General features: G+C 71.6%; 28 protein-coding genes and 1 pseudogene. 8 read left to right on the plus strand and 21 right to left on the minus strand.

The genetic code is table 11. From position 1 onward, the window contains the following. Positions 1 to 115: 115 nt before the first annotated feature. The 8 genes and pseudogenes from AB0G74_RS08575 to AB0G74_RS08610 all read right to left on the minus strand — a co-directional run bounded on the left by AB0G74_RS08575 (position 116) and on the right by AB0G74_RS08610 (position 6,658). The gene (locus tag AB0G74_RS08575; RefSeq protein ID WP_361142074.1) at positions 116 to 1,339 is read right to left on the minus strand and encodes a cytochrome P450; all 1,224 of its coding nucleotides are present in this window, start codon (positions 1,337 to 1,339) and stop codon (positions 116 to 118) included. A 20-nt stretch (positions 1,340 to 1,359) separates the two neighbouring features. Continuing rightward, positions 1,360 to 1,914 carry an ATP/GTP-binding protein gene (locus AB0G74_RS08580; RefSeq protein ID WP_361142077.1) on the minus strand — a complete coding sequence of 185 codons (555 nt, stop codon included), beginning with the start codon at positions 1,912 to 1,914 and terminating at the stop codon, positions 1,360 to 1,362. Beyond that, a complete protein-coding gene (locus AB0G74_RS08585; RefSeq protein ID WP_361142079.1) occupies positions 1,904 to 2,272 on the minus strand; it encodes a DUF742 domain-containing protein in 369 nt (122 codons plus the stop codon). The genes AB0G74_RS08580 and AB0G74_RS08585 overlap by 11 nt, the downstream gene beginning before the upstream one ends. Further along, on the minus strand, positions 2,269 to 2,676 hold the full coding sequence (locus AB0G74_RS08590; protein ID WP_361142081.1) for a roadblock/LC7 domain-containing protein: 408 nt from the start codon (positions 2,674 to 2,676) through the stop codon (positions 2,269 to 2,271). Before AB0G74_RS08590 ends, AB0G74_RS08585 begins: the two co-directional genes overlap by 4 nt. A gap of 14 nt (positions 2,677 to 2,690) precedes the next feature. Further along, a complete protein-coding gene (locus AB0G74_RS08595; protein WP_361142083.1) occupies positions 2,691 to 5,021 on the minus strand; it encodes a nitrate- and nitrite sensing domain-containing protein in 2,331 nt (776 codons plus the stop codon). A 210-nt stretch (positions 5,022 to 5,231) separates the two neighbouring features. Beyond that, entirely contained in the window at positions 5,232 to 5,789 is a 558-nt protein-coding gene (locus tag AB0G74_RS08600) for a DUF6302 family protein (RefSeq protein WP_361142285.1), read from the minus strand. A 36-nt stretch (positions 5,790 to 5,825) separates the two neighbouring features. Then, positions 5,826 to 5,987 (minus strand): annotated as a pseudogene (locus AB0G74_RS08605) (DUF5999 family protein); the annotation flags it as partial. A gap of 359 nt (positions 5,988 to 6,346) precedes the next feature. Next, entirely contained in the window at positions 6,347 to 6,658 is a 312-nt protein-coding gene (locus tag AB0G74_RS08610) for a hypothetical protein (RefSeq protein WP_361142085.1), read from the minus strand. Between the two features lie 610 nt (positions 6,659 to 7,268). On the opposite strand from AB0G74_RS08610, the gene AB0G74_RS08615 reads away from it, so the two are divergent. From AB0G74_RS08615 to AB0G74_RS08625, 3 genes are all read left to right on the plus strand, one after another. Beyond that, on the plus strand, positions 7,269 to 7,733 hold the full coding sequence (locus AB0G74_RS08615) for an ATP-binding protein (RefSeq protein WP_361142086.1): 465 nt from the start codon (positions 7,269 to 7,271) through the stop codon (positions 7,731 to 7,733). Between the two features lie 11 nt (positions 7,734 to 7,744). Then, the gene (locus AB0G74_RS08620) at positions 7,745 to 8,674 is read left to right on the plus strand and encodes an aldo/keto reductase (RefSeq protein WP_361142088.1); all 930 of its coding nucleotides are present in this window, start codon (positions 7,745 to 7,747) and stop codon (positions 8,672 to 8,674) included. A gap of 108 nt (positions 8,675 to 8,782) precedes the next feature. Then, entirely contained in the window at positions 8,783 to 9,049 is a 267-nt protein-coding gene (locus AB0G74_RS08625) for a hypothetical protein (protein WP_361142089.1), read from the plus strand. A 91-nt stretch (positions 9,050 to 9,140) separates the two neighbouring features. On the opposite strand, the gene AB0G74_RS08630 is transcribed toward AB0G74_RS08625, so the two are convergent. From AB0G74_RS08630 to AB0G74_RS08650, 5 genes are all read right to left on the minus strand, one after another. Continuing rightward, a complete protein-coding gene (locus AB0G74_RS08630; protein WP_361142091.1) occupies positions 9,141 to 9,884 on the minus strand; it encodes a creatininase family protein in 744 nt (247 codons plus the stop codon). After that, positions 9,881 to 11,113 (minus strand): hypothetical protein, encoded by a 1,233-nt coding sequence (locus tag AB0G74_RS08635; protein WP_361142093.1) that lies wholly within the window; start codon positions 11,111 to 11,113, stop codon positions 9,881 to 9,883. The genes AB0G74_RS08630 and AB0G74_RS08635 overlap by 4 nt, the downstream gene beginning before the upstream one ends. A 2-nt stretch (positions 11,114 to 11,115) precedes the next feature. Beyond that, the gene (locus AB0G74_RS08640) at positions 11,116 to 11,583 is read right to left on the minus strand and encodes a DUF296 domain-containing protein (protein ID WP_361142095.1); all 468 of its coding nucleotides are present in this window, start codon (positions 11,581 to 11,583) and stop codon (positions 11,116 to 11,118) included. Positions 11,584 to 11,601: 18 nt separating this feature from the next. After that, positions 11,602 to 12,603: an asparaginase gene (locus AB0G74_RS08645; protein ID WP_361142097.1), complete on the minus strand. Its 1,002-nt coding sequence runs from the start codon at positions 12,601 to 12,603 to the stop codon at positions 11,602 to 11,604. A gap of 77 nt (positions 12,604 to 12,680) precedes the next feature. Then, entirely contained in the window at positions 12,681 to 14,183 is a 1,503-nt protein-coding gene (locus AB0G74_RS08650; RefSeq protein WP_361142099.1) for a transcriptional regulator, XRE family protein, read from the minus strand. Positions 14,184 to 14,395: 212 nt separating this feature from the next. On the opposite strand from AB0G74_RS08650, the gene AB0G74_RS08655 reads away from it, so the two are divergent. From AB0G74_RS08655 to AB0G74_RS08665, 3 genes are all read left to right on the plus strand, one after another. After that, complete coding sequence (locus AB0G74_RS08655) at positions 14,396 to 15,286, plus strand: helix-turn-helix transcriptional regulator (RefSeq protein WP_361142101.1); 891 nt, start codon at positions 14,396 to 14,398, stop codon at positions 15,284 to 15,286. Further along, positions 15,283 to 15,522, plus strand: coding sequence for a DUF397 domain-containing protein (locus AB0G74_RS08660; RefSeq protein WP_361142103.1), 240 nt, complete (start codon positions 15,283 to 15,285; stop codon positions 15,520 to 15,522). The genes AB0G74_RS08655 and AB0G74_RS08660 overlap by 4 nt, the downstream gene beginning before the upstream one ends. A gap of 293 nt (positions 15,523 to 15,815) precedes the next feature. Next, on the plus strand, positions 15,816 to 16,346 hold the full coding sequence (locus AB0G74_RS08665) for a hypothetical protein (protein ID WP_361142105.1): 531 nt from the start codon (positions 15,816 to 15,818) through the stop codon (positions 16,344 to 16,346). Here AB0G74_RS08665 and AB0G74_RS08670 read toward each other — a convergent pair. The 8 genes from AB0G74_RS08670 to AB0G74_RS08705 all read right to left on the minus strand — a co-directional run bounded on the left by AB0G74_RS08670 (position 16,307) and on the right by AB0G74_RS08705 (position 22,564). Then, positions 16,307 to 17,293: an aminoglycoside phosphotransferase family protein gene (locus AB0G74_RS08670; RefSeq protein ID WP_361142107.1), complete on the minus strand. Its 987-nt coding sequence runs from the start codon at positions 17,291 to 17,293 to the stop codon at positions 16,307 to 16,309. The genes AB0G74_RS08665 and AB0G74_RS08670 overlap by 40 nt on opposite strands. Before the next feature lie 380 nt (positions 17,294 to 17,673). Then, a complete protein-coding gene (locus AB0G74_RS08675; RefSeq protein WP_361142109.1) occupies positions 17,674 to 17,880 on the minus strand; it encodes a hypothetical protein in 207 nt (68 codons plus the stop codon). Positions 17,881 to 18,097: 217 nt separating this feature from the next. After that, positions 18,098 to 18,247, minus strand: a complete 150-nt coding sequence (locus tag AB0G74_RS08680) for a hypothetical protein (protein WP_361142110.1) — start codon at positions 18,245 to 18,247, stop codon at positions 18,098 to 18,100. A gap of 859 nt (positions 18,248 to 19,106) precedes the next feature. After that, positions 19,107 to 19,940, minus strand: coding sequence for a hypothetical protein (locus AB0G74_RS08685; RefSeq protein ID WP_361142112.1), 834 nt, complete (start codon positions 19,938 to 19,940; stop codon positions 19,107 to 19,109). Positions 19,941 to 20,349: 409 nt separating this feature from the next. Further along, on the minus strand, positions 20,350 to 20,943 hold the full coding sequence (locus AB0G74_RS08690) for a hypothetical protein (protein ID WP_361142113.1): 594 nt from the start codon (positions 20,941 to 20,943) through the stop codon (positions 20,350 to 20,352). 294 nt (positions 20,944 to 21,237) lie between these two features. Beyond that, a complete protein-coding gene (locus AB0G74_RS08695; protein WP_361142115.1) occupies positions 21,238 to 21,516 on the minus strand; it encodes a hypothetical protein in 279 nt (92 codons plus the stop codon). Beyond that, complete coding sequence (locus tag AB0G74_RS08700) at positions 21,513 to 21,740, minus strand: hypothetical protein (protein WP_361142117.1); 228 nt, start codon at positions 21,738 to 21,740, stop codon at positions 21,513 to 21,515. Before AB0G74_RS08700 ends, AB0G74_RS08695 begins: the two co-directional genes overlap by 4 nt. A 449-nt stretch (positions 21,741 to 22,189) precedes the next feature. After that, complete coding sequence (locus AB0G74_RS08705; protein ID WP_361142119.1) at positions 22,190 to 22,564, minus strand: hypothetical protein; 375 nt, start codon at positions 22,562 to 22,564, stop codon at positions 22,190 to 22,192. 444 nt (positions 22,565 to 23,008) lie between these two features. On the opposite strand from AB0G74_RS08705, the gene AB0G74_RS08710 reads away from it, so the two are divergent. Continuing rightward, positions 23,009 to 23,887 carry a radical SAM protein gene (locus tag AB0G74_RS08710; RefSeq protein WP_361142121.1) on the plus strand — a complete coding sequence of 293 codons (879 nt, stop codon included), beginning with the start codon at positions 23,009 to 23,011 and terminating at the stop codon, positions 23,885 to 23,887. A gap of 65 nt (positions 23,888 to 23,952) precedes the next feature. After that, positions 23,953 to 25,122 carry a methyltransferase domain-containing protein gene (locus AB0G74_RS08715; protein WP_361142287.1) on the plus strand — a complete coding sequence of 390 codons (1,170 nt, stop codon included), beginning with the start codon at positions 23,953 to 23,955 and terminating at the stop codon, positions 25,120 to 25,122. Positions 25,123 to 25,127: the final 5 nt, after the last annotated feature.

The raw sequence follows: 25,127 nt of genomic DNA on the forward strand, positions 1-25,127 counted from the left end.
GGGTGTGGGACGAGGGGAGACGGGCGGGGCGGGGGTTCGCGGGTGGCGCTCACCGCCGGCACCTCGGCGGGGGTGGCCGGTGTCCCGGCGGTGCCGGGCGGGGCGGAGTCGGTGTTCATGAACGGTCCCGGGCGGGTGTCGGGCGGATCGGGGCGCGCTGCCAGCCGCGGAGGATGTTGTGTACGAGGCGGGTGGGTTCGTCCGCGAGGGTGAGGCGGGTGCAGCCGGTGGCCAGGGCGTGGAGCAGGGCGGTGGCCTGGAGGAGGGCGAGCGGGATGCCCGCGCACAGGTGTGGTCCGTGTCCGAACGCGAGGTGGTGGCCGTTCCCGGGCCGGTGGAGGTTGTACTGGTCGGCGTCCGGTCCCCACCGCTCCAGGTCGCGTCCCGCCGACCCGTACAGCAGCCATACCTGTTCGCCCGCGTCGATGCGGGTGCCGCCTATGTCGGCCGGGCGGGTGACGATCCGTCCGAATCCCTGGATGGGGGCCTCGTAGCGCAGTGCTTCGTGGAACGCGGCTTCGGCGAGGCCGTCGACGTTGGCGCGCAGGGCGTCCCACTGGGCGGGGTGGCGGGCGAGCTGGACGAGCATCTCGGCGATGCCGTAGATGGTGGTGTCCATGCTGGCGGCGGTGTAGGCGGCGGCCAGCGGCACGGCGTCGCACTCCTGTATCTGCCTGGCGTCGACCGCGTCGAAGATCGCGCCCATCCAGGAGCCGGGGGTGACGGTGTCGCGGGTGACGTGTTCGTGGAGGAAGGTGACCATGGCGGTGGCTTGCGGGAGAGCTGCCTGGTAGCGGGGGTTGGAGGGGCCGAAGGCGTTGAACGTGGCCCCGGCCCCGTCGATGACGGTCTGTTCGTGTCCGGGGGGCAGGCCCATGAGGCTCATCACCGTGCCGGTGACCAGGTCCCGGGCGAGGTGCACCGCGTCGAACACCCCGCCCGGGTTGTTCAGGTGCTGGTCGGCGAGCCGGTCGGCGCGGGCGGTGATCTCCTGGGCGAGGCCGCGGGCGGCGCGGGGGGCGAGCTGGCGGGACAGGACGCGCCGCAGCCGGGCGTGCCGGTCGCCGTCGGCGGCGAGGACCGTTCCGGCGAGGAGGACGTCGTTGGCCAGCCCGGTCAGCGCGAGTCCTCCTTCCGAACGGAAGGCGGCGGTGTCGTGGAGGACGGCGGCGGCGTCGGCGTGGCGGGGTATGGCCCACACGCCGTGCCGCTCCAGGCGGACGGCGGGTCCGGTGGCCCGCAGCGCTTCGTAGAAGGGGTGGGGGTCGGCGAGGACCTTGTCGGAGAACAGGTCGAGGTCGGAGCTGGCGGCGGGTCTGGTGGCGTAGTCCGAAACCATGAGCGGTGGTCTCCCTTGAGTCACACGGCGGCGGTGGCGGTGAGGCGGTGGTCGATGAGGGTGATGAGCGCCTGGCGGCAGGCGGGTTCGTTGCGGGCGTCGAGGTCCACGACCGGGATATGCGGGGGCAGGTCGAGGGAGGAGCGGACGTCGGCGGTGCTGTAGGTGTGGGAGTCGGGGAACTGGTTGACCGCGACGACGAACGGCACCCGGCGGCGTTCGAAGAAGTCGACGGAGGCGAAGGAGGTCTCCATGCGGCGGGTGTCGGCGATGACGACCGCGCCGACCGCGCCGCGCAGCAGGTCGTCCCACATGAACCAGAACCGCTCCTGCCCGGGGACGCCGAACAGGTAGAGGACGATGTCGTCGAGGGTGCGGCGCCCGAAGTCGAGGGCGACGGTGGTGGTGGTCTTGTCCTGTATCCGGCGGGTGTCGTCGACGTCGCGGCTCACCGCGGTGAGTTCGGCTTCCGTCGTGACGGGGTCGATCTCGCTGACCGCGCCGACGAACGTGGTCTTGCCCGAACCGAAGCCACCGGCGATCAGGAATTTGGCTTTGGTGGTGTCAGAGCGCATGCAGTCGGTCTCTCACTCGTTTCAGCAGGGCGTGGGTGACGACGTCGTCGTTGGCCAGGTCCACGGGGATCTGGGTCTCGACCAGCGCGCGGTCGCGGAGGTCGGCGATCAGCGCGGCGGTGACGCCGAGAGGCTGGCGCAGCGTCCCGGCCAGTTCGGTGACCGACCGGGGGAAGCGGCACAGGTCGAGGACGCGGCGGTGGCGGGTGCCCGGGGGAACGGGGCCGGCCGCACCGTCGAGGGTCCTCACCTGGGTGTCGAGCCGGATCTCGGCGTCCTCCAGGGAGACGACCCGCCCCGCGGTGGCCGACCAGGGCCGTGACCGGCGCCCGTCCGCCCCCGGGCTCGGCTCGTTCACGCAGGGGCACCCCCCTCGGCCCCCGCACGGCGCGGCCCCGCTTCGAGCACCGGGGCCAGGCGCTGGGCCAGCAGGGTCAGTTCGTAGCCGACGGTGCCGAGGTCTGCCGTGGCCTGCGCGGACGCGGCGAGGAAGCTGTCCGAAGTGGCGCGGACGATGATGAAGAGGCTGTGGTCCATCTCGATCATCGCCCGCCGCACGTGGCCGCCGTCGTCCTCGGCGGCGAGGCTCGCGGCCAGGGACGACAGACCCGAGGCGATAGCGGCGCGCTTGTCCGCCGAGTCCTGGGTGGTGCCGCTCCAGTACGTCGTCAGGCCGTCCTCGCTGACCACCACGACCGACCGGACCCCGGCGATCTCGCTCACCTTCTCGTCCAGCAGCTCCTGGACCACGGGATTCTTCACGTGCTGCCGCATCGTCAGTTCACGCCCTTGTCGTTAGATGTGCCGTTGATCTCTGCTGTGCGGGAGCCCCGCTGGAACGCGCCCCAGGAGGCGCCGACCGACTCGGGCGACCGGTGGTCGTCCTCCAGCTGGGGGCGCGCGGCCGGGGCGGCCGGGGTGCGGGCGAGCTGCGGGGCCAGGTGCCGTCCGCCCTCGCGCCGGGGAAGCGGCGGGGCCGACGGGTCGGTGACCTGCCCGGCCCGCGACGCAACCTCCGGACCCGCCGCTGCCACGGGGGCGGTGGGCCGGCTTGTTCCCGGGGCCCGTTGTGGCAGACCACCCAGAGTCCCGGGCCCCCGACTGCCTGCCGGGGCGTCGTCAACTGCGGTGACCGGCCGGGACGGCGCGGGGGCCGGCTCGGGCGGGGGAACCGTCAGGCCGTAGGGGAGGAAGATCACAGCCGTCACACCGCCGTAGTCCGAGGGCCGCAGCCGCACCCGCATCCCGTAGCGGGCCGCGAGATGCCCGGCCACGAACAGCCCCAGCTGGCCCTGCCGTCCGGCCGCCATGCTCTCGAACGTGGCGGGCTCCGTAAGCGCCCGGTTCGCACGCTCGAACGCCTCGGGCGTCATCCCGGTGCCCCGGTCCTCGATCTCCACGGCGATCCCGCGCGCCGCCGTGGACACCCCGACACCCACCCGGCCGCGGGAGAACGACAGCGCGTTCTCCAGCAGCGCCCCCATCACGTGGACGACGCCGTTCACCGCCCGCGGCGACAGCCACACCTCACCGTGGACCCGGTTCTCGATCCGCTCCGGGCCGGAGGTCTCCGCCCCGGCGTCGAGCACGGCGTCGGCGAGCGTCATCGGCTCGGTGTAGGGCTCGTGCCGACGACCGGTCAGGGTGAGCAGGTTGTCCAGATGACGCCGCGTACCCACCGCCGTCCGGTCGAGACCGATCAGCGCGCGGAGCACCTCGGAGTCCTGCCCGTAGTGCTCCTCCAGCCGGGCGAGTTCGCTCAGCTGCCGTTCCACGCCGTTCAGCGCCCGCGTCGTGGTCATCGCCACGAACGACGCGAACCCGCGCCGGTCACCGGCCTGCGCCGCGGCGATCTCCAACACCATCCGCCCCGAGACGGCCAGCGCCCGCTCCAGGTCGGAGAACTCGTCCGCCCGCCCCCGCGGATCGGGGAACTCGGCCCTCGGATCGAGCCGCTCCCCGGCGCGCAGCCGCTGCACCATCTGCGGCAGATACTGCCCCGTGCCCTCCGCCGCCGCCCGCACCTGCCGCACACGCCGCGCGACCGACCGGACCACCCCGACAATGAGCGTCCCGATCGCGAGCACAGCCACCAGACTGCTCACCACCTGCAGGACGACATCCGAGCGGACCTCATCGGCCTCCTGGTAGCCGCTCGCCAGCAGCCCGGCCGTCCTCGACCCGTTCAGCGCGGTAATGCCGCCCGCCACCTCCCGGTACGCGGCCTCCCACTCACCCACCTCGGCCGGCAACTCCTCCAGCACCCCGCCCGGCCCGCCCGGAGCCGCCAGCACCGCCTCCTCCACCCGCTTCTTCACCGCCCACGCACGGCTGGAGGTCACCGCGTCGTACAGGGCACGGTCCTTCGGCGGCAGATACGGAGCCACCCACCGCTCGTACATCACATGCTGCGCCCCGTACGCGGAGGCGAACGCCCGCCGGTCCGCAGCGCTCATCCGCCCCGCCGCCCGCGCGGCGGACAGCAGCATGTCCTCCTGCGCCAGCCCCTCCACCGCCCAAAACAGACCCACCAGCGCCCGGGTCTCGGTATTGAGCTCGGCGGCATCCATCGCGGAGAGCGCCTGATAGAACTCCACCATCGACGTCAGCAGGCGTGTGTAGTATCCCGTCGCCCCGGCCCGGCTCTCCCGGCGGCCATCCACCCGCTCCCGGACCGCGGCCACCTCATCCAGCTCGCCGTAGATCCGCTCCACATACGACCACTTGTGCCGCAGATCCGTCTCCAGCTTCGTCCCGGACATATGCCGGAACGAGGCAATCCCCTCGTCCGTCGCCGCCCGGGCCTTCACCAGCGCCTGCCGGTTCGCCCCGCTCGGGTCCTCCAGGAAAACCGCCGTCGCCTTCCGCTCCGCCTGCGCCCCGATGAACAGCGGCAGCGACGCCTCACCGCCGAGCTCACCGGTCGCCGAATCCCGCCGCAACGACATCTGCAACGACCAGTCCCGGACGGCATTCACCGCCACCAGCGCGACCAGAGCGGTGACCGAGACCACCGCGACCAGCACCAGCCGGGACCGCACCGTCAACACGGCCCGCCGACGGCCCCGCTTCCCACGGCGCTTCGGATCTATCGGTGTCGTCGTCATCAGTCCTCAAATACAAGGGAGAAAGCAGGGCAAAAGCTCTAGCTCTGGGGCAGGGCTGCGCCGGCCCGGGCCCGGAACACGGCAGGACACGCGCAGCAAAAGGGAAGAGGTGGCCGCCGGGGTGCGCCCCGGGCCCGCGCCCACGGGGAGAGGCGGCGGGGGCGGGGTGGTCCGTGCACCCCGGCGGCCGGTCAGGGGAGAAAGCGGCGACTACCGGGCAGGGGCTGCTCCGCTCGCCGCCGCCTCCGGTCTCCGCTCCGGGCCCTCATCCCGGACCGCCCCCGTGGAAGACCCCGGCAGGGGGCGGCGCCGGAATCGGACGGGCGAACCCCTCCGGCGGCCGACACCGGCGAGCCGGTCACGAACGGCCCGGGACGGCCCGGACCCCAGGTGCCCGCCGCCCGGCGCAACACCAGCACCGGCCGCCGGTGCCCTGAACCCGTAGAACCGGGCGCGGGCACGCGCGTCCAGGCCCTCCGGCACCCGCTCACCCCACTCGACCAGCACTTTGGCGACCGGGCCGGACACCGTACGAAGGCGCAACCCGGAAAACCCCGGACGCCCGCCGAGCACCGCGACGACCTCGTGCGCGGTCCGCTCGTCGACGGCGTCCACGTACCCTCCCAGCCGGCACCCGCCCGCCGGAACCGCCAGCAGCGGCGCCCGGAACAACGCGAGCGCCACCGCCCCGCCCAGCACCACCGGATCCAGCAGCCGGCCCGCGACCCACTCGTAGTCGTACGCCATCGCCGCCGGCAGCACCGACACCCGCAACGGCCCGAACGGACCACACCTCGCGAAGGCCGCCCGGCGGGGCGCGACAGATCCTCCGTCCGGAAGGACTTCCCCCTGGTCCTCGAACAGCAGTACGCCGTTACAGAGCAGGCTCCACCCCTGCTCCGGGCGGAAAGCGACCGTACGGGCAGCTCCCCGGTCGGTCGAGTCGGCGGCCGGGCACGGGGGCAGATGCGGGCACCCGACCGGTCCGGCGTCCTCAGCGGTCGGGGAACTGGCGGGGAGCCGGGACGGCATCGGCACGGCGGACTCCTTCGATAAGAGCGGAAGGCGGAGCTGCGGGGGAGCGAGAACCTCGTCGACTGGTCCGACGAGCTCGTAGCCGTCTGGGACGGCCTCCCGGCCTGCGGCTACGGCGGCACAGCGGATGTAGTCGCCTACGCCCGCCAAACCGGCAGGCCGGTCCTGTGGCCCGAGGGCGCGAGCCGCTAGCTCCAGAGAGGGACCCAACACGATGCTGGAGTGGTCTGCGGTCGGCCGCGCGACGGGGCGCACCTGCTGGCGGCCCTCGAAGCGAGGAGCGGGACGGTTCATCGGGTTCCTCCCGGCATGATCACGGGCGGGTGGACCGGTCGAGGGGCCGGGGCAGCGGGTCGGGCCAGGGCGGCGAGTTCGTGTACCGACTCGGCGGCCATGAGCATCGCGATCACCGCGCGGAAGCCCGTTTCCTCGCCGGAACGGCGGAGGCACTTCCAAGCCCGCTGCGAAGCGGCCTCAGCCTCCGCCGTGAACGCCCGTTCTGCCTTCAGTGCTCGGGTCAGCGCCCGGGTGTAGGCGGCGAGGTCCCGGCGAAGCGCCGCAAGCGCGCCCCCGTCCGGGGGCAGAGGCTCGTCGTCGGCCATGATCCGCTTGATCAGAACCAGAGTCCGGTCACACAGAGCCGGTACGGGAAGGTTCCGCAGGGCTTGATCATTCCCTGTCGGTGACGTACCGAACCGGCGCCGGGTCGCCGGGGACGCACCGAACCGTCCGGCTGCCTGCGGGGGAGCAGCGGGTAACCGGCGTACCGGGTAGGGCGCGGTCGGTGCGGGCATGGCGGGTACTCCAGAAGTCAGGGCTGGTCCACAGGTCGGGTCGGCCGTTCCTGCGTGGTGACGAGACTTCCGGATGGGCGCTGGCATCTCTATGCCAAACCATGGCCAAACCATGGCCACTTTGACCGGATGGCGGGTCCGGGACCGCTCACGGTCTCCGGGTGCTGCGAGGGGCCGTGTCTTTGTGGTGAAGGGCTGTGTCAACTCTCTGAGCTGGGTTTTCGTGGTCGTGCGCGGCCGGGCGGGGTGCCGCTGTCGATCCGGGGCGAGTTGGCGTCCGGCCTGGGGGGTTTGAGGCGCGGCGGCAAAGTGGCCATGGTTTGGCCATGGTTTGGCGTGGAGATGCCGTGGCGGGGAGGGGAGTGTGGGGTGCGGCAGCTTTCTAGCTGGACGTTGTCGTGACCGTGTGGAGGCGAGGATGGTGCCGACGGATACGGGTCAGCGACCCGGAGACCTGGGTGTGCTGATGCGTCACATAGTGGTCGCGCTCGCCGGGCTTGCTGCCGCGTCGGTCGCCCGGCGCCGTGTCCGCGAGGTCCTGGACGGAGAGGTTTCCGACGACCAGCTCGACGGCGCCCTCCTGGTGGCGAGCGAACTCGTGGGGAACGCGGTCCGCCACGTAGGCGGCCCGGTCACCCTGACCGTCGACCTCTTCCCGTGCGCGGTGCTCGTCGTGGTGGCGGACACCGGCGCGGACATCGACGCCGTTCCCCTGATCCGCTCCGCTGCCGAGCTTGCCCTGGCGGCCGGGACGGGGTCTGAGGAGGAGGGCGGCCGGGGGATAGCGCTGGTGGCGGCGGTCAGCTCCTCGTACTGGGTCGAGCCGACGATGGAGGGCAAGAACGTGGTCGCGTTGTTCCGCACGGCGGGGGCCCCGTGCTGATGGAGGGCACGATGCCGGCCTGGCCGGATCGGTGGCCCGGCGCTCGGATCGGGGTGCACTGCACCCTGCCGGACACCTGGCCGGGAGATACCCGTGATGACATCCGGCTCCTGAACGGGCTGCGCGAGGCGGTCGAGCGAGGGGTGCGGTTCTTCGATACCGCCGATTCCTGCGGTGATGGCCACGGCGAGCGGCTGCTGGGCCGTCTGCTGCGCGAGTACCCCGACGCCGGGCTGGAGATGGGCAGCAAAGTGGGAACACTGCGGGGCACGGCGCCGCACCCGTACGCGGGCCCGCGGGTGAGGCTCCAGTTCCAGCAGACGCTCGAGAACCTCTACGTCGAGCGTCTGGCGCTCCACACCCTCGCGTCGCTCGACTTCGGCCCGGGCGGGCGCTATCTGGGCTGTGTCGCGGACCAGATGCGGGTCCTGCGGGAGATGGAGTTGGTCGGGGCGGTCGGACTGGTCGCGCCGGACCCCGGCGCGGCCCGCCCCGCGGACGGTCCAGGGTTCGTACAGGTCTTCGACGCGGTGCGGCCGGAGGTGATCTGGTGTCGGCTGACCGCGCTGACTCCCCTGGTGCGGGCGGGCGGGGAGGATCTGCTGGCCTTCGCCCGCCGCCACGGGGTCGGGCTGGTGCTCGCCCCTCCCGGCCTTCCCCGCTCCGCCGTCCTGCCGGGGCCTTCACCGGAGGCGGCCGGGTGGGGGGTGCTGCGGGAGCGGTTCGGGGACGGGCCCGGTGAGCTGGAGGGGGCGGTGCTGCGGTACTGCCTCGCGCGCGTCCCGGGAAGCGTCGCCGTGCTGGAGATCGGCACCCGCGTGCCGCTGGGGGAGCCTTTGAGCGGGGCCGATCTGCTGCTGCTGGACGAGACGTACGGCGCGCTCCGGTCGGCCGTCGCCGACCGGGACCAGGCTGCCGCGCGGGCCGGGGCGCCATGGTGAACGGGGTGAGCGTCCTGCGGTGCGGCGGCGGGCGCGGTCCTGACGGCGACCCTGCCGACGAGATGCGCCGCGCTGCTCCCGGCCGTCAGCGACGAGCACGATGTCAATGTGTGCTGGCCCGAGCGGGTGCAGGCATTCCTGGAGGCGGCCGGGTACCCCATGTCGGCTCTGGGGGAGCTGGCACGGGGTGACTGTCCGGCGTTCACCGAGCGCGTGCGCGAAGTGGTCCGCCGCGATCTGGCGGCCTATGGAACCGCCGCCCGCGGGCGGGACGGGCTGCTGGCCCGTTCGGCCGGCGCCGGGATCTCCGAGTCGGAGACCGCTCGGCTGACCGGCCTGTCGCGCAACACCGTGCGCAAGTTTTTCCACGGCTAGCCAGCCCCGGCCGAGGCACAGCAAGTCCGGCCGCTCGCGAGCTGGTTCCGTTGTACGGGACGGGCCTTGCACGCCCGTGGAGACTGCCTGCTCAGCGGCCCGGTGCCCCGGGGGCGGGGGGTGGTGTGGTGAGGGCGGTGAGGGTGTCCTGGAACGCGGTGGTGAGGGCGGCCAGGAGGGTCTTGCCCTTGGCCGGGGTCGCGAGGGAGGGGCGGCCGACGACGCCGGTGGGGGTGTAGGGGCGCAGGCCGTGGACGAGGAGGTGGGGGCGGTCGGCGAGGTGGTCGGCGTCCTGGTAGCCGTCGCGGACCAGTTCGGGGTGGAGGTGGAGGAGGAGGCTGGTCTCGATCTCCCCGGCGTGCATGTCCTCGTGGGCGGTGGTCAGCAGTCCTGCCGCCTCGCGGGCGGCGTCCCAGTCTTCGGGGCGGGGGAAGAGCGCCATCCTCGGTCCTTCGGGACCCGGGTGGGTGTTGGCCTCCTGGACGATGTTGGCGAGGGTGTAGTTGCCGCCGTGACCGTTGACGAGGACGAGGCGGCGGATCCCGGAGCCTTCGAGGGAGCGGGCGACGTCGCTGATGACGGCGGTGAGGGTGGTGGCGCTGATGCTCACCGTGCCGGGCCAGTCGGCGTGTTCGTGCGAGCAGCTGATCGTGACCGGCGACAGGAGGAACAGCCCGTACTCGGTGGCGACCGCTTCGGCGACGGCGGCGGCGACGAGGGTGTCGGTGGTCAGCGGGAGGTGCGCTGCGTGCTGTTCGAAGCTGCCGATGGGCAGCACTGCCGTGCCGGAGCCGCGTTCGGCCTCGTCGGTCATGGTCGCGGTCGTTATTTTCATGGGCTCATCCTGCCGCGTGCGAGGTCCAAGGCCGTACGGAAGTGGTCGACTTCGCCCGGTGCGCTCCGTCCTGTGGGCATCCGCTGTTCCAGGACGGTGAGGGTGTTCAGGAGCCGGGCGGAGCCTCCGCCCGCGGTGCGGGCGAGGACGGACGCGGCCTGGGCGGCGGCCTCGGCCGGTTCGCCGTGGGCGAGGAGGGCCTGGGCGAGCCAGGCACGGGCGAGGTGTTCGTCCTGCCGGTAGGCCGCCGGCCAGCCCGACAGGAGTGGCTGGAGGATGGCCACGGCGCGGTCGGGGCGGTTCAGCATGAGATGGCAGTACGCGGCGTGGGCTTTCACATAGGCGGGGACGCAGTGGTGGCCTATGACGGTCGGGTCGCCGGTGTCGGTCGTATCCGCCCGCTCCACCAGCAGCCGGGCGTACTCCAGCGTGGCCGCGCACGCGGCGGCGTCGCCGGCCAGGGCGTGGCCGTGGGCGAGCCGGACAGCGGAAAGAGCGCGGTCCCGGTCGGCCGCGCCGTCGACCGCGAGGGCAGCGGTCGCCAGGTCGATCGCGACCTGGGCCTGGTTGTGTTCGGCGGCCCGCTGGGCCTGCCGCATCAGAACGTACGCCTCCATCGGCCGGTCTCCGGCTTCGTGGGCGAGGCCGAGGGCCTGGCCGAGCCACCGGGCGCCATTGCCGTCGCCGAGGTTGTCGGCGGTCCATCCGGCGAACTCCGCCCAGCGGCTCTCCACCCCCAGCAGCGCGTCGCGGGCCGGACCGCTCGCACGGGTGCGGTAGTCCCGGATCACGACCAGTTCCCCGGTGATCGTGGTGTGCACCAGACCGGGGCCGGTGGTGTTGTCGGCGGCGGCGAGCACGCCGAGGAGCCCGGTCCAGTGTGGGGCGAGTTGCGGGTCCACCGGCCCCCGCGCCCCGGCCGCCGGGGAGGCGTCCGCATAGAAGGTGGGCGGCGGGGCGGTCTCGACGGTCGCGAAGAGCCGTTCGGCCGGTGCGTCGAACAGCTTTTGGAGGACGAGGCGGGTGTCGCGCTGAGGGAGCCCGGTGAGGCGGCCGGTCATCCACCGGTCGAAGGTGCGCCTCGGGACGGCCATGCCGCGCAGCCGCGGGTTGCCGGTGGCCGTGGCGAGCTCGTTCGCGGTGCTGGTGAAGTGGAGGTTGAAGGTCTCCAGCAGCGTCCACTCGCGCTCGCGCACCAGCTCGGCGAACAGCGTCACCCGTACCGTCACGGTCACTCCTGCGGCTGGTCGAAGGTGAGCAGCGGGACGTCGAAGAGGCCGGGGTGGCGGGGCCGGGTCAGGGCGAGGGGGATCTCCTCGATGACAAGTTCGGCGACGAACTGCACGGTGGCGCCCAGGAGGTGGCTGGTGCGGGCGTGGGCGGCGTTGCCCTTGAGGCCGGTGGAAAGGTGGATGTGCGGGGCGAGGCGGCCGGTCGCCGGGTCGAGGGCGAGGGTGCCGCCGCCGACTGCTTCCAGGTATTCGACCTCGACCGCGTCCCACAGCGGTTGTTCCGGCCGCTCCAGCGGCCCGCAGGTACCCACCAGACGGGCGTGGGAGAGGCCGCCGATCAGGGTCGGGATGTGCCCGGAGGTCACCTCGTGTTCGGCGCAGAACTTCTCCAGGGCGGGCAGGAAGTCCTCGCCGTGGTCCATGACCAGGACGAAGCGGCGGCCGGTGGTGAACTGCGCAGCGCGCATCGCAAGTCCTCCCGGGAGTCAGCGGTAGCGGGGGAAGGCGCCGGCGACCCCGGCACGGTCGGCCCCGCCGGCGAGGAGGGCGAGCAGAAGCAGCCTCGCTTTGAGCGGGTCGAGGGTTCCGGCGCCGATCAGACCGCGGGCCAGCAGGTCGCTCTCCGAGCCGGGGAACGCGTACGTCCCGCTCAGGGTGCTGCCGCTGCCGGTACGGGAGGCCAGTACGACGGGAATGCGTCCGGTGATCCGCTCCAGCTGCGGAACCCAGTCGGCGGGTACGTGGCCGGCGCCGAACGCGGCGACCACCAGCCCGTCGACCCGCTCCTCCAGGCCCTCCAGCAGGACGCCGGTGCTGCCGAGCGCGGCCGTGACGACCTCCACCCGCACCCCTGTTCCCGTGCCGGCCGGTGTCGGTACGGCCGGGGTCCGGGGCGGGGTGGTGAACAGTCGGGGGGCTCCTTCGACGATATGCCCCACCGGCCCGGCCCCGGGGGAGGCGAACGCGGCGACGCTGCTGGAGTGGATCTTCCGCACCCGGCGGGCTGTGTGGATCTCGTCCGCGAACACCACCACCGCCCCCACTCCCCGCAGTCCGGGGGCCGCTGCGGTCTGCACGGCAGCAAGGAGATTCGCGGGGCCGTCGGCGCCCGGCAGTGACGGATTGCGCATCGCCCCGGTCAGCACCACCGGCAACGGCCCCCCGTACAGGAGGTCGAGCAGCCACGCGGTCTCCTCCAGCGTGTCGGTGCCCTGCGTGATCACCACCCCGGCCACGCCCTCCGACTCCGCGGCCCGGATCCGCCCGGCCACCTCCACCACGGTCTCCACCGGCAGCGACGCGCCGGGCAGACGCGATACGTCCTCCGCCACCAGGTCGGCGAACCGGCCGATGTCGGGGACCGCACCCAGCAGGTCCGCCGCCGTCAGCCGCGGCACCGCACCGCCTTCCCCCGGGATACGGGTCATGGCGATCGTGCCGCCCAGGGACAGCACCAGAACCACCGGACGACTCGACCGGTCACTCATCAACACGCCGCCTTTCACGAGAAGCAGAGAAGTCAGGCCCGGTCCGTACGGCGCCGTACGGACCGGGACAGAAGTGGTCATCGGGCCGGGTCGAGGGCGCCGACGAAGTCGAGGGTGTCCTCCAGAGCGGCCAGGGTGATCAGCCGGCTGCGGGGTACGACCATGCCCGCAACCCCGCTCGCCCCCAGGTCCCGGCAGCGGCCGACCAGCCACCCCCACTCCAGCCCGAGAAGACCGGCCAGAGCCCGCAGCCGCCCGACCGGACCCTCGCCGCCCTTCAGGATGTCCAGCGCCGTCGCCTCGCCGACGGTGTCCCGGTACGCCGCCAGTTCCCGCCGCTCCGTCATCGTCCACGCCGCCCACACCTCATCGGTACGGACCCAGTTCGCCACCACGACCCGCTCGCCCGGGACCAGAGCGAATCCGTCCACCCCGGCGAATTCCCGGTCCACCACGACCCGGACCGTGATGCCCAATCGTTCCATCAACGCCACCGCCAGGAACAGCAGCACCCGCTCATAGCGGGGCGAGCGCCGCACCTGCTCCTCCGGCACCACGAACACCCGCACTATCCCGCCGTACCGTGCCCCCAGACCCCTCAGATAGTCCACCTTGTGGGCGAAGAACAGCCACGGCGCGCACTCCTCACCGGTCTGCTCCCGCGTCCAGAACACCGGCGCCGCTGACACCCCTTCCAGTCGCCGGCCGATGTACCGGGCACAGAACGCCGACCCCATCCACCCCGCCGCCGCCCCCGTCACACCGGGCAACGCACCCCGGCTCAACGCGGACCGCTCCAGCGGAAGGTACGCCTCCACCGTCCGCTGCTCCTCGGCCAAGGCCCGGTCGTGCGCCAGGAGTCCGTCGTCGAGCTGGACCAGCGACCACAGAATCCCGTACGTCAGGTCATCGAGCTCGTGCGCGCCGGGAACGACGACCGCGCCGTCCTTGCCGCTCGGCCCGGCGAGCGTCCGCCGGGCCGAGACCGCGTCCACCGCGTACAGGCCCAGCTCTCCGTCGCCGCGCTCCTCGACGCCCACCACGACGCCGCGGCGAGCCGGGCGGACGAAGCCGCGCAGCACGTCCTCGTCCGCGGGGCGCAGCCGCAGTCGGCCCGTCCCGTCCCGGACGGCGGGGTGGAACGTCACTCCGATCGTCGTGCCGTCCAGGCTTCCCCGGCCGCACAGCTCCCAGGAGTCTGCCGCGCTCGCGGTCAGTGACAGGAATACCCGCGATGTCGCCCACCGCTCGCCGATACGCGCCGAGGCATCCACCCCGCACCGCTCGTGGACCGCGGCCGGCACGTGCAGGACATCGGGAGCGGGACGGAAAAGCATCGTGCACGGGAAGCCGAGCATCCGCTCCAGCACCGGAACGGCGTGCCGCTGGGGAGATCCGTACCAGGTGCCCGAGAACCAGCGGGTGAAGGTCCGCTGCGGCACCGTCGCCGACGCGACCGCCGCCGAGCCGAGCTCCGCACCCACCTGTCGGGCCGTCTCCTGGAAACGCGTGTCGAACACGCCCCAGTCGTCCCAGTGCCGCTGCTGGAGCAGCACACGGAACAGCGTCGGGCGCGGCATCGTCAGCCCTCCTCGAACAAGGGGCCCGGAACGGTCACCGGCGCGGCAATCAGCGGCATATGCCAACACGAGGCAATGGTGACAACACGCACGGTGACCCTCGCTAGAATGCTCCTCCGCCTCGCAGTTGGCAACTACATGGCGCAATCTGCCTTGCAAATTGCGCAGTTGACCGGTTGTCGACCTCCGCCGGACCGGGCAGACTACCGCTCATGCCGCAGACCAACGATCCCGTCGCCTCCCTCCCGGGCAGCCAGATCGGCAGCGCGCTCAAAGAGCTGAGAGACTCCAGCGACCTCAGCCTCGCGCAAGTGGTCGCCCACCTCCAGACGCACGGCATCAAGTCCGACACGGGCACCCTCAGCCGCATCGAACAGGGCAAACGCCGCGTCACCAGAGAACTGGCCGAAGTCCTCCTCAACCACTACGGCGCTGGCCCCGACAAGACGGCCCAGGTCCTTGGCCTCATCGCCGTCGACACCACCCGCCGCCGGCGCCCCGCCCTCTGGCGCACCCACAGCGCGCTCATCACGAGCATGCACTTCGAGCCGTTCCTCAGCCTCGAACGCCGCGCCGACCACATCACCAGCTACCAGACCGTCCTCATCCCCGGCCTGCTCCAGACCCACGGCTACGCCTGTCGCCTCATCGCCCTCCTGCGCCCCGACCTCGCCCCGGACGAGGTCGAGGGCCTGGCCACCCTGCGTATCAGCAGGCAGAAGACCTTCGCCCAGGGCGACCAGCGTTTGCGCGCACTGATCTGCGAGCGCGCCCTCACTCGCTCCGTCGGCGACCCCGCCGCCATGCGGGAACAGCTCGAACACCTCCTGGCCGCCGCCGACTCGCCACGCCACGAGATCCGCATTCTGCCGTTTGACCCCGTGATCCACCCCGGAGCCGCCGGGCCGTTCGTCGTCTTCCACTTCGACGACACGACCCCGGACCTGGTGTGCGTGGAAACCATGACCCACTCGGTGTATTTCGAGGGAAAGGCCGATGTCCGGACCTACACCGAGGTCCACTCCGGACTGTGGGACCGGGCCCTGCCGCCCGGCGACCCGCGCATCGGTCTCCAGCACATGATCAAGGAGCTGCGGACATGACCCACCACCCCAAGCCCGACCCCATCAACCTCAATCTCACCCAGGTCCACTGGACGGTCTCCTCCTACAGCGGAGGCGGAGGCGACTGCGTCCAGGCAGCCCCCCACCCGACCACGACCGGCTTCATCCTGCTCGGCGACTCCAAGCGGCCCCACCAGCCGCCGCTCACCATTCACCGCAGCACCTGGAACGCCTTCCTCCAAGAGACCGCCCAGCAGCCCGAGGCCACCGCGTAGGGATCTCACCGCGTCACGCCCCTCCCGGACTACGCCCGGCCGAGAGGGGTTCGACGCCCCCACCTGTACTGACGACTCCACGTCCCGGACCCGCGCCCGGTCTTCGCGCTGGTGTGGTCATCCCGGCCTCTTCTCGCGGCCACGACCGGGCCTGTGTCCGGGACGTGGAGTCGTCAGTACAGGTGGGCGATCTCCAGAGCGGTCACCATAAGGATCAGACCGGTAGTGACCTGGTACTTCACCACGGCGGGCACAGCCTCCCCGTCCACCTGCCCCCGGCCGTCGAGGCGGCCGTGTACCGGGAGACGGAGGCGGCCATCGGGGCGGCCGGGATCCGGCACGGCGCCTCGCACACCGAAGTCATCGTCGGCGGCGACGGGCGGTGCGCGGTCATCGAGATCGGCGCCCGCCTCGCCGCCGGGCAGATCGGCCTCCTGATCCAGCACGCCCTGGGCGTCGACGTATGGGCGGCTCTGCTCGACGTCGCCCTCGGCCGCCCGGCCGCACTCACCCCCACCGCCCGCGGATACGCGACCGTACGGTTCGTGACCAGCCCGCGCGCCGGACGGCTGACATCGCTCTCCGGGCTCCCGACGGTGGGACCGGGCGTACCGTTCGCCCGCCGGCGATCGGCGATCGGCGCTCTCGTCCACGAGCCGGACGCCAACGGCCACCGGCTGGGGTCGTTCGTGGTCACCGGCCCGGACGCCGCCGGCGTCGAGGAGCGGGCCGACACGCTCCTGCGGCAGATCCGCATCCACGTCGAACCGGCGGACGCGTCCGGTCAGGTCAGGCCGGCGAGCACCTCGGCCATCGCGCCGTAGCTCTCGCGGACCGCGTCCGCCTTGGCCAGCCGGTGGCGCTCCAGGCGGATCGCGCCCAAGTGCCGGGCCTCGTACACCCGCGCCCGCCACACCGCGGCGGACGAGCGGTCCAGCACTCCGTAGGACTCCCAGAAAGCGGTCCGCTCATCCGCCTTGGCCGTCGCCATGCGGATGGTCCAGCCAGCCGCCGGATCACCGAACCACGTGCGGTCGAAGTCCAGCACCCCGGTGATCACCGGCTCGGGGGCCGCCGGGTCCATCAGGACGTTGACGGTCCACAGATCCCCGGTCAGCAGCCTCGGTTCGGTGACCTCGTCCAGCACGGCGCTCTCGTGCGCGGCCACCGCTGCGACCTTCCGCACGTCGGCCGCGTCCAGGCCGACGCCGTCCAGGTCGGCGGCGATCTCCTCCAGCGACGCGATCACCGCCCCGCTCCAGGTGGCGTATCCCGGGCCGCTGACAGGCCCGAAGCGCGGGCCGCGCACGTCGTGCACCAAGCGGGCGACAGCGCCCATCTGCCGGTAGAACGCCGACCACGCGGTACGCGGATACGTTCCCAGGTGCTCCGGAGCCGCGATGCCGTCCAGGTGGGACTGGATCATCCAGTCCCGGCCGACCACCTCGTGCGACCAGTCGGCGGCGAGCACCCGCGGCATCAACGGCGCGATCACCGCCAGCCACGGCAGGCTCGCGAACTCGTTGCGCATCAGGTGGCGCTCACTACGGAACTGGCGGCCCTCCGGCGGCGCGACCCGCAGGATCACCGGCCGGGCCCGGCCGGCCAGGGTGACGCGGTAGACGTTGTTGTACATCCCTGTGCCCAGCTCGACAGCGGACACAGGCGCGGCGCCGCCGCCGAAGGCCCGTCGGCAGACCTGTTCGATCTCCTCCGCCGTCAGTGACTGCTGGAACGACTCCGAGGCACGCTCAACGGGATGGAAGTCCATGCTGCTCAGGATGCCCCGCCCGGAGGCTGTTCGTCATGCACACCGCGTTAGGCGGCCCGGCCGAAACGTATCCGGCCTGGTGACACAGCCCTTGGCGCCCGCTTACTCCCGGCCCGGAGCCCGGCAGCCCGACTGTCTCTCTACCAGGCCCGCTGCCGCGCCGGGGCACTTCGCCGGTATCCCTCGCGGGTGGCGCGGCCAGGGCCGCCCGGCTGCTCTCCGCCTGCCGCCCCCCGGGGCAGCCTCGGTGAGGTTCTGTTCACCGACCCGAAGCCCCTAGGTCGTCCCGGCCCGGCCTGGATCGACACGGTGCCGCCGTACGGGCTGTGGCAGGGCGTCGACCGACGCTTGGGCTTCGCTTGAGTACTGCACCCGGTAGGTCACTGGCCGTTCCCCGTCTGGTCGTCGAGGCCGGTGAAGCCGGTGAAGTCGCCGTTCCTCAGGCGCTGGAGCATGGCCTCCTCTTCGTCCTGGGCCTCCTGCGGCAGGGACCACCGGGCAGCGATAAGGGGGACGTCGGTGATCGGCGCCGTCCAGATCCCCTCGTGCGCAGTACGGGCGCGTCGGCCACGGCGTACCTTTCTCAACTCCTTGACGGCATGGACCGTGCCAGTGTTCCCCGGCCGTCGGGGGCGTGCGCTGAGTGAAACCCCGGCGTGTGGTGTGCCGGGAGGACGCACGTGTCGGATCCGCGCGGGCGGCATCCCTGCCCGGGTCCGCCCCGGATCCGTCGCGGCCACGGGCCGGGCTCGGGTTGCCGGGCATGCCGAACCGACGGACGTAGTGGAAACGATGGAGCGCCGGTCAGCGCCTGCCGGTCGGCCGGACCTTGGCTTCGATCTCCCGGGCTGTCCGCGCGACGGTCAGCCGTACCTGGAGCGGCCAGTCGTCAACAGTGGTGCTCTCCAGGGCTACCAGGACACCCTCCAGCAGTGCCTCCAGGGCCTTGCCCATGGGGAGCCTTCCCCTGTGTGGCAGGGCCGTCGTCGTCGGCGGGGCGTCTGCGGGCACTGGAAGCGGGGCCGGCTCCGTCCGCGCGGCGGGGGAGGACGTGTACCTCTTGCCGTCGATACCGAGCACCGGTCGGTCAGGTGGCGGATTTCCTCCACCTCGAAGATCGTCCCCCACCGTCGAGTGGTGGGAATTCGTCGCAGAGGCGATCGCCCGGGTACTCAGTCCGGCGGCCCGCAGAGACGATACGACAGCCCGCCGCTGCGTGCGCGGCAGCCGAAGCGATCCAGCGAACTCCGCTTCGCAGTAGGCGGCCCAACTCGGGTAACCAAGTGACTTCCACGCCCGGGTCAGATACGCCCGGCGCACCAAATCCCACACGTCATCCAGCGCATTTCGGATCCTGTCAGTCAGCTCACGAGCCTCGTTCGGCGTCAGCGGACCCAGTACATTGGCAGCGGTCATACCGGGAGCGTCCCGCATTTCTCTTGGCACGCGAATGCAGACCCGCCGAAGCCCGCCGCGCCAGGTTGATCTGGTTCAGGCCCAGCACGGGTGTGCTCCAGGAAAAGCGACGTGACCGACATGCCGCCGAGCCGTGACAGGCGCACGCTGGGGTTGTGGCCCGCCTATCGCACCCTCCGCGACCGCGGCGGCCCGCTCGTCCCGGCTCAGCCGGTACCAGGGCGTGATCCGCGTACCGCACGCGGCCAGCACCTCACGGCGCACCTCATAGAAGTGCCGGGCCAGGGGCAGGGACTCGTTCGTCATACTCCAGGGAACGTCGGTCCCGCCGATCTCGTGACACCCCCGGCCGCGCGACCGGCCCCGCTTGGACTGCTTGCTATCGCTTTCATAGTGGTTAGGCTGCTGGATCCCACACGCCGTCGAACAGGGCCAGTTCCAGCAGATCCGGGCTCGCCTCGGGCCACCCGATACCGCAGGAGACGAGCTGCTCGGCGGCGGCGGTAGCCCAGTGCAGGTAGATCCCGTATCGATGTGGCGTCCAGCCGCCGTCCGACCAGATCCATGCGGCTACGTCCGCCGCTGACGGCAGGCCCAACTCCACTCCCAGCCGCGTGGCGTGGATACGGACGACGCGCGCGACCCTTTGGTCAAGGATCAGCGCGCGAGGCCCCACAGGGGCGTCGATCGCCCGGTCGAGGAAGTAGAGCAGCTTGGTGATAAACGCCGGCCCAAATCCTCTCACTTCCCCGTACAACCCTCGATACGCCGCAGCCGCCCCCTCCTCCCGGAGAGCCGCACCTGCCTTTGCCAGCGCATCGGATGTGTTCGGCTTGGCCAAGATCTCCCGAAGGCGGTGCGGCCCATAGCCATTCCTGCCCTGCCCCCAGACATACGAGGCCACCAGAGCCTCAGCCCACGCCCCGCCCCTCACCGCCTCCCGGGCGATCGTCACGACCTCGGAACGGCTGATCGCTGCGCCGCTTGCTTGCGACCGTTCAAGGAGCCGAATGGGCCACGGAGTGATACCCGACCAGTGAGCGGGCACGTACATCACGGCGTGGGTGCCAGTACCTGTCGCGTACCGAGATCCGGCCCCAGCCAGCCATCCCCGGATGGCGTGCACCGCAGATACTGGCAGCGGCCGAACGGCCAGCTCGGCGTCCAGCGCATCCGCAAGGTCCTGTCGACTCATCCCCGCCTCTCGGCCTTCAGCTCTCACGCCGGTCATCGGAGCGGAGATCCGCGCCGCAGGCCCCGCGCAGCTAGTTTCGTCTACCGGCCTGACTCCGGTGGCAAGAATCCAGATTCACTGTCACCGAACACCAATGTCGCGCCGCCGAGACCCGCGGGGCCGCCGGGCCTCTGGTCGCTGCACGCACACCGGCCACCCGGATGCGTCCCCGGAGCAGCCCGGCCGAGCCGGAAGCCCGACGGTGCTGAGCGAAGCGAAGCACCGTAACTACTTGATGGCGGGTACTTGATGTTCTTACTAAAGGGGCCTGAACCAGCGGGCGCCGGGAAAAGCAGTCTCCGGGCTGCCGGAGCCCGGAAGTACCGGCACCGGAAAATCAGGCCCCGGTGACCGGCGACGGAAAACCCGGCCCCGGGAACCAGGGACCGGGCCGGGGAACACCGGGTCAGTAGCCGCGGCGCTTGATGGCCTTGTTCTTCGAGTCCCGGACGTACTTCGCCGTGACACCGCCCAGCTCGCCGATCTGCTCCGTCGACATGCTGTACGGCTCCTCCATCAGCGCGAGCGCCGTGTCCTGCAGCACCGGCAGCGCCGCCTTGCGGCGCCCCGTCGCCACCGACACCGTCTCCGCCAGAGCGGGCAGCGTCTCGGCGGCGGTCTCGACGTACTCCACCCCGGCCCTCCGCGCCGCCTCCCGCAACTCCTCGGCGTTCATCCGCTCACCGGCCCGGTTGATCGGCGCGAGCCGGTCACCCACCAGAGCCAGACGCCGCATCTCGTCGTACGCGCCAGCGGAGATACCCAGGACCCGGTTCAGGCCGCGGACACCGTCGTAGAACCACAGGCTCATCGCGGCCTGGTTGCGCTCCTCGACGTGCGCCTCGATCTCCAGATCCGCCTGCGCGACGATCTCGCAGACTCGCCGGAACCGTTCATCGGTCCGGGCGAGCCTGCCCAGCTCCTCCAGGACCTTCTTTCCGGCGTCCTTGCGCAGAGCGGCATGGTCGGGAATGGGCAGAGTGTGGTGCACAGCGGGCATGGCTGGCCTCCATCGCGCGTTGGGCACCCTGGCGGTGCCGGCGAAGGCTGGGGCAACCCCACGCCGAACGGACACCAAAATCATACAGCACGCGTCATCGGTGAGTGCTGGACGATCTCCGCCCGCCTCTTCTGAGCAGGGCGAGCCCGAAGCCGCCGACGAAGAACAACAGCCCCTCCGCATCCCCAGCGACGGCCCGGCCGTACGAGGAGCAGGCACCCGTCAGCGCGATCCGGCCCGTATCCGTCCCGGGCACGACACCGCGGCGCACAACGCCGAGCCCGACCAGGCGCCTCACCACCACAGCAGCCGGGCGAGCCCCCGCCGACGGCGCGGAAGAGGCCGGAAGACCTCCTCCTCCGCCGCCCACGGATCCTCCCTCGCGGCCCGGTACCCGGCACGCGAGTACCGGGCGCACACCGCCCACGTCCGCCGCCCGACGGTCAGCGCAGGACCGCCCACCGGATACGGCCGCTCCGCGCTGCCCCGGGTCCAGCCGACCGCGAACCACATCCCCGGCGCCTCCTCCCAAGTACAGAACGTCCAGCGGCCCACCTCCACCTCCCGCTTCACGCCCGCACCTCCGCCACGACGGTGCGCCCGCCGTCCGAGCCGAGCCGGTACACCAGCCCGTCCGCGTACCGGACAGCGACGTCGCCCGGACTCCGCCAGCTCTGGACCTTCCACCCGGCCTCGTACGAGACCGCGGGATAGTCCTCGAAGAACCCGTTGCACCACTCACACACCAGCAGCAGATTCGGCGCCTCGTTGATCCACTGCGCCCGTGACCCGCCCATCCCCCGGTTGACCCGGTGGTGAACCGTCAGCCGGTCGGGCGAGCCACAGCGGGCACACCGCCCCCCGTCGCGCTCATGAACCAGGTCCCTGACCTCGTCCGAAGGGCCGGTGCGCCGCCGGGCCACGACCATCCTCCGTCCTGCCCGGCCGCCGGACCGCGAACGCGGCCCCACCCAACAGCACGAGCGGACGGCAGACTGAACCCGACCCACCCCTAACGTCGCGCCCTCCCGGCCAACGGCCCCGGCGCCCGCCCCCTCCACATCAAAGGCGCAGGTTCAGGCTGGAGCGCCCGAGCACGCGATATCACCCGCGCGAGGAAAGACGCCTTCGATTCTGCGGCAACACGCGGAGGCGGGGACGGAAGAACTTCGCCGCAGTCCGGGGGAGTCCGCGGCAGCCGACCCGGGGCGGTGCGAGGCGAGTGCGTCTCCTCAGGTGCGCTGGCTCAGATTTTGCAGTAGTAGTACCGGGAGCTGGCGTTGAGCGTCGCTCCATCCCCTTGGTAGAGACGTACGACATGCTCCACCGGAGTAACGTCACCGTCGCCGTTGTAGTCGTAGTAGAGATCGACCCAGTAGGTGGCGGAGCGGTTGCGGACGTAGTTGTTGCCAATGGCGCCAGGATACGGCGCGGACGCACCACAGGTGGTAACAGTGCTGAGGCCGACGTTCGTGATGTTGCCGTTCGGCTGGTAATAGCACAGGCGCCCGCTGTTGCAGACAGTGTCAGCCTGCGCCGGTGCGGCGCTGAGCGCGCCGAGCGCCATGGCAGCGGCAGCGATACTCACGACGGCCTTCGGCCGGATTCGCTTGACGATCACGGCTTTCCCTCCCCATCGTTGCGGCCGCACAGCCATGCCGTGCGGCAGCCTCACGCGGTACCCCGCGCTCGGTCAAAGCACCCTGGAGCAGAAACACCCTAGGGCGGAACTGAGAGCGTCGCTAGTTGGCCTCCGCCGCCGCGATGCCCGGACGAGCAGCCTTCGTCGGGGCTCCCATGGTTTCCGCGAGCGTCTTCGGGCCGGATAGAAAGCGAGGGCCGTCGGGCCGTGTCTGAACGTGAGTTCAGACAGTTTCTGAGTACTCCATCAGGCCGTCAGACGGTTCGCCCGGCCAAAACAGTCCGCAGCCGATCTCGCCGAGGCAGCTACGGCGCAGTCAGTGAACCGGCCCCAACCGGGCCACCGTGTAGCAGACACCACAGCCGGGCGGACGGTTCCGGCGAACTGCTCTTTCCGGAGCGCACCGGCCCCTACCATGCCGCCATGACGATCGCCCCGGAGGCGCCTTCGCCCGCCCCGTTACGGTTCCTGTCCCTGGAGATCACCTCCCGCTGCCAGCTCACCTGCCCCGGCCACTGCTACGCCCAGGCCGGACCGACGGCCGGGCACGGCACGATGACGACGGACACCTGGCTGCGGATCATCGACGAGGCCGCCGCCCTCGGCACGACGGCCCTCCAGCTCATCGGAGGAGAGCCCACCCTCCACCCCGACTTCACCCAGCTCGCCCGGCACGCTGTGGAGGCCGGACTCCTCGTCAGGGTCTACTCGAACCTCGTACGCGTCCGTGAGCAGCACTGGCCGATCCTCCAGCACCCGAACGTGCGCGTGGCGACCACGATCTACAGCGACGACCCGGCCGAGCATGACACGATCACCGGCCGCACCGGATCCCACGCGGCAACCATCGGCAACATCGCCGAAGCGCTGCGCCGCGGCCTTCGCCCCACGGTCGCGGTCATCGACCTGGGGAACGGGCAGCGCGTCGAGCAGGCCCGCGCCGCGATGACAGCCCTCGGCGTCCCCGACGTCCGCGTCGACCGGGTCCGCGCCGTCGGGAACGCCGCCCGCGGTGCTCTGCCGTCGACCGCGGAGCTGTGCGGGCGCTGCGGGATCGGAAAGGCCGCGATCCTCCCGGACGGGACCGTCGCCCCGTGCGAGATCGGAGGACGGTTCCTCACCGCAGGCAGCGTGGCCACAGGCGCCAGTCTGGCATCCGTACTGAACAGCACCCGATGGGCCGAGACGGTTGAGAGCATCCCGAGCCGTACGAGCACGGACCCCTGCCCGCCCGACTGCCAGCCGGCCGCCTCCGACTCCTGCGCCCCCGCCAAAAGCGAACCCTGCGGACCGATGGACTGAACCAGCCCGTACTTTGCCGCCTCCCCAATCCTCCCGACCGAAGGAAGCCCCCGACCATGAACTGGATGCCAGCGGGCTGGGACCACCATGCCGCCCGGATGGCCGACGAGACCGTACGGCCCGAATCCCGCTGGCACGGCCCCCTCGCCACAACCCCCCGCCACCTGTTCGTCCCCCGGTGGTGGACGAGCAGCCGGAAAAACGGGGCCTGGGGCTACGAACTCCATGACGGCCCCAGCGACCCCGACACGTGGATGAACAACGCCTACGACAAAAACCTCAGTGTCATCACCAGGGTCGGCCCGCACCACGCCGACCACGCCACTCCCGGAACCATGGTCCCGGAGAGCTGGCCCACCTCGTCCTCCACCCTGCCCGACCTCGTCGTCACGATGTACCGCCACGCGGTCATCGCCGACACCAACCGCATCCTGGTCACCTGCGGCAGCGGCTACGGCACCGCCCTCGCCTGCCGACGCCTCGGAGCAGACCGGGTCACCAGCGTCGACGTCGACCCCTACCTCATCAAGGCAGCACGCGAACGGCTGGCCGACACCGGACACCACCCGCAGCTGGAAGTCGGCGACCTCACCGGCGAACTCCCCGACACCTACGACCGAATCATTGCCACCGTCTCCGTCCCCGCCATCCCCGCCACCTGGCTCACCGCGCTGCGCCCCGGCGGACGGCTGGTGACCACGCTGGCCAGAACCGGGCTGATCATCACCGCGGACAAGGCCGCGGACGGGGGAGCCACCGGCATGGTCGCCCGCGAGCCCGCCGGGTTCATGAGCACCCGCCACGGCGACGACTACCCGCCCGCCCCCGACACCACCGCCCGGTGGAACACCGCGAAGACAGCCCAGGGCGAGAGCGTCACCACCGGCCGCTACCCGGTGATGCGGGTGAGCAGCACCTGGGACGTGCGATCCACCCTCGAACTCACCGTCCCCGGCATCGAGCACCAGTACAGCAAGGGCCCGGACGGCGCCCGCACCGCGTACATGCTCCACCCGGACGGTTCCTGGGCCCGGGCCGTAGCGACGGGCCCCCGGGACCTGCCCACCGTCCACCAGAGCGGCCCCCGCCGCCTCTGGGACGAACTCGACCGCATCCGCACCTGGCTCGTCATCGACGGCGACCTGCCCATCTCCGGAGCCACGGTACGCATCGACCCCGACGGCACCTGCCACCTGGCACGCAGCGGCTGGACAGCAACCATCAGCACAGGATGACCCCC

It is taken from the genome of Streptomyces sp. NPDC020875, assembly GCF_040641415.1.
In the GTDB taxonomy this organism is placed as follows: domain Bacteria; phylum Actinomycetota; class Actinomycetes; order Streptomycetales; family Streptomycetaceae; genus Streptomyces.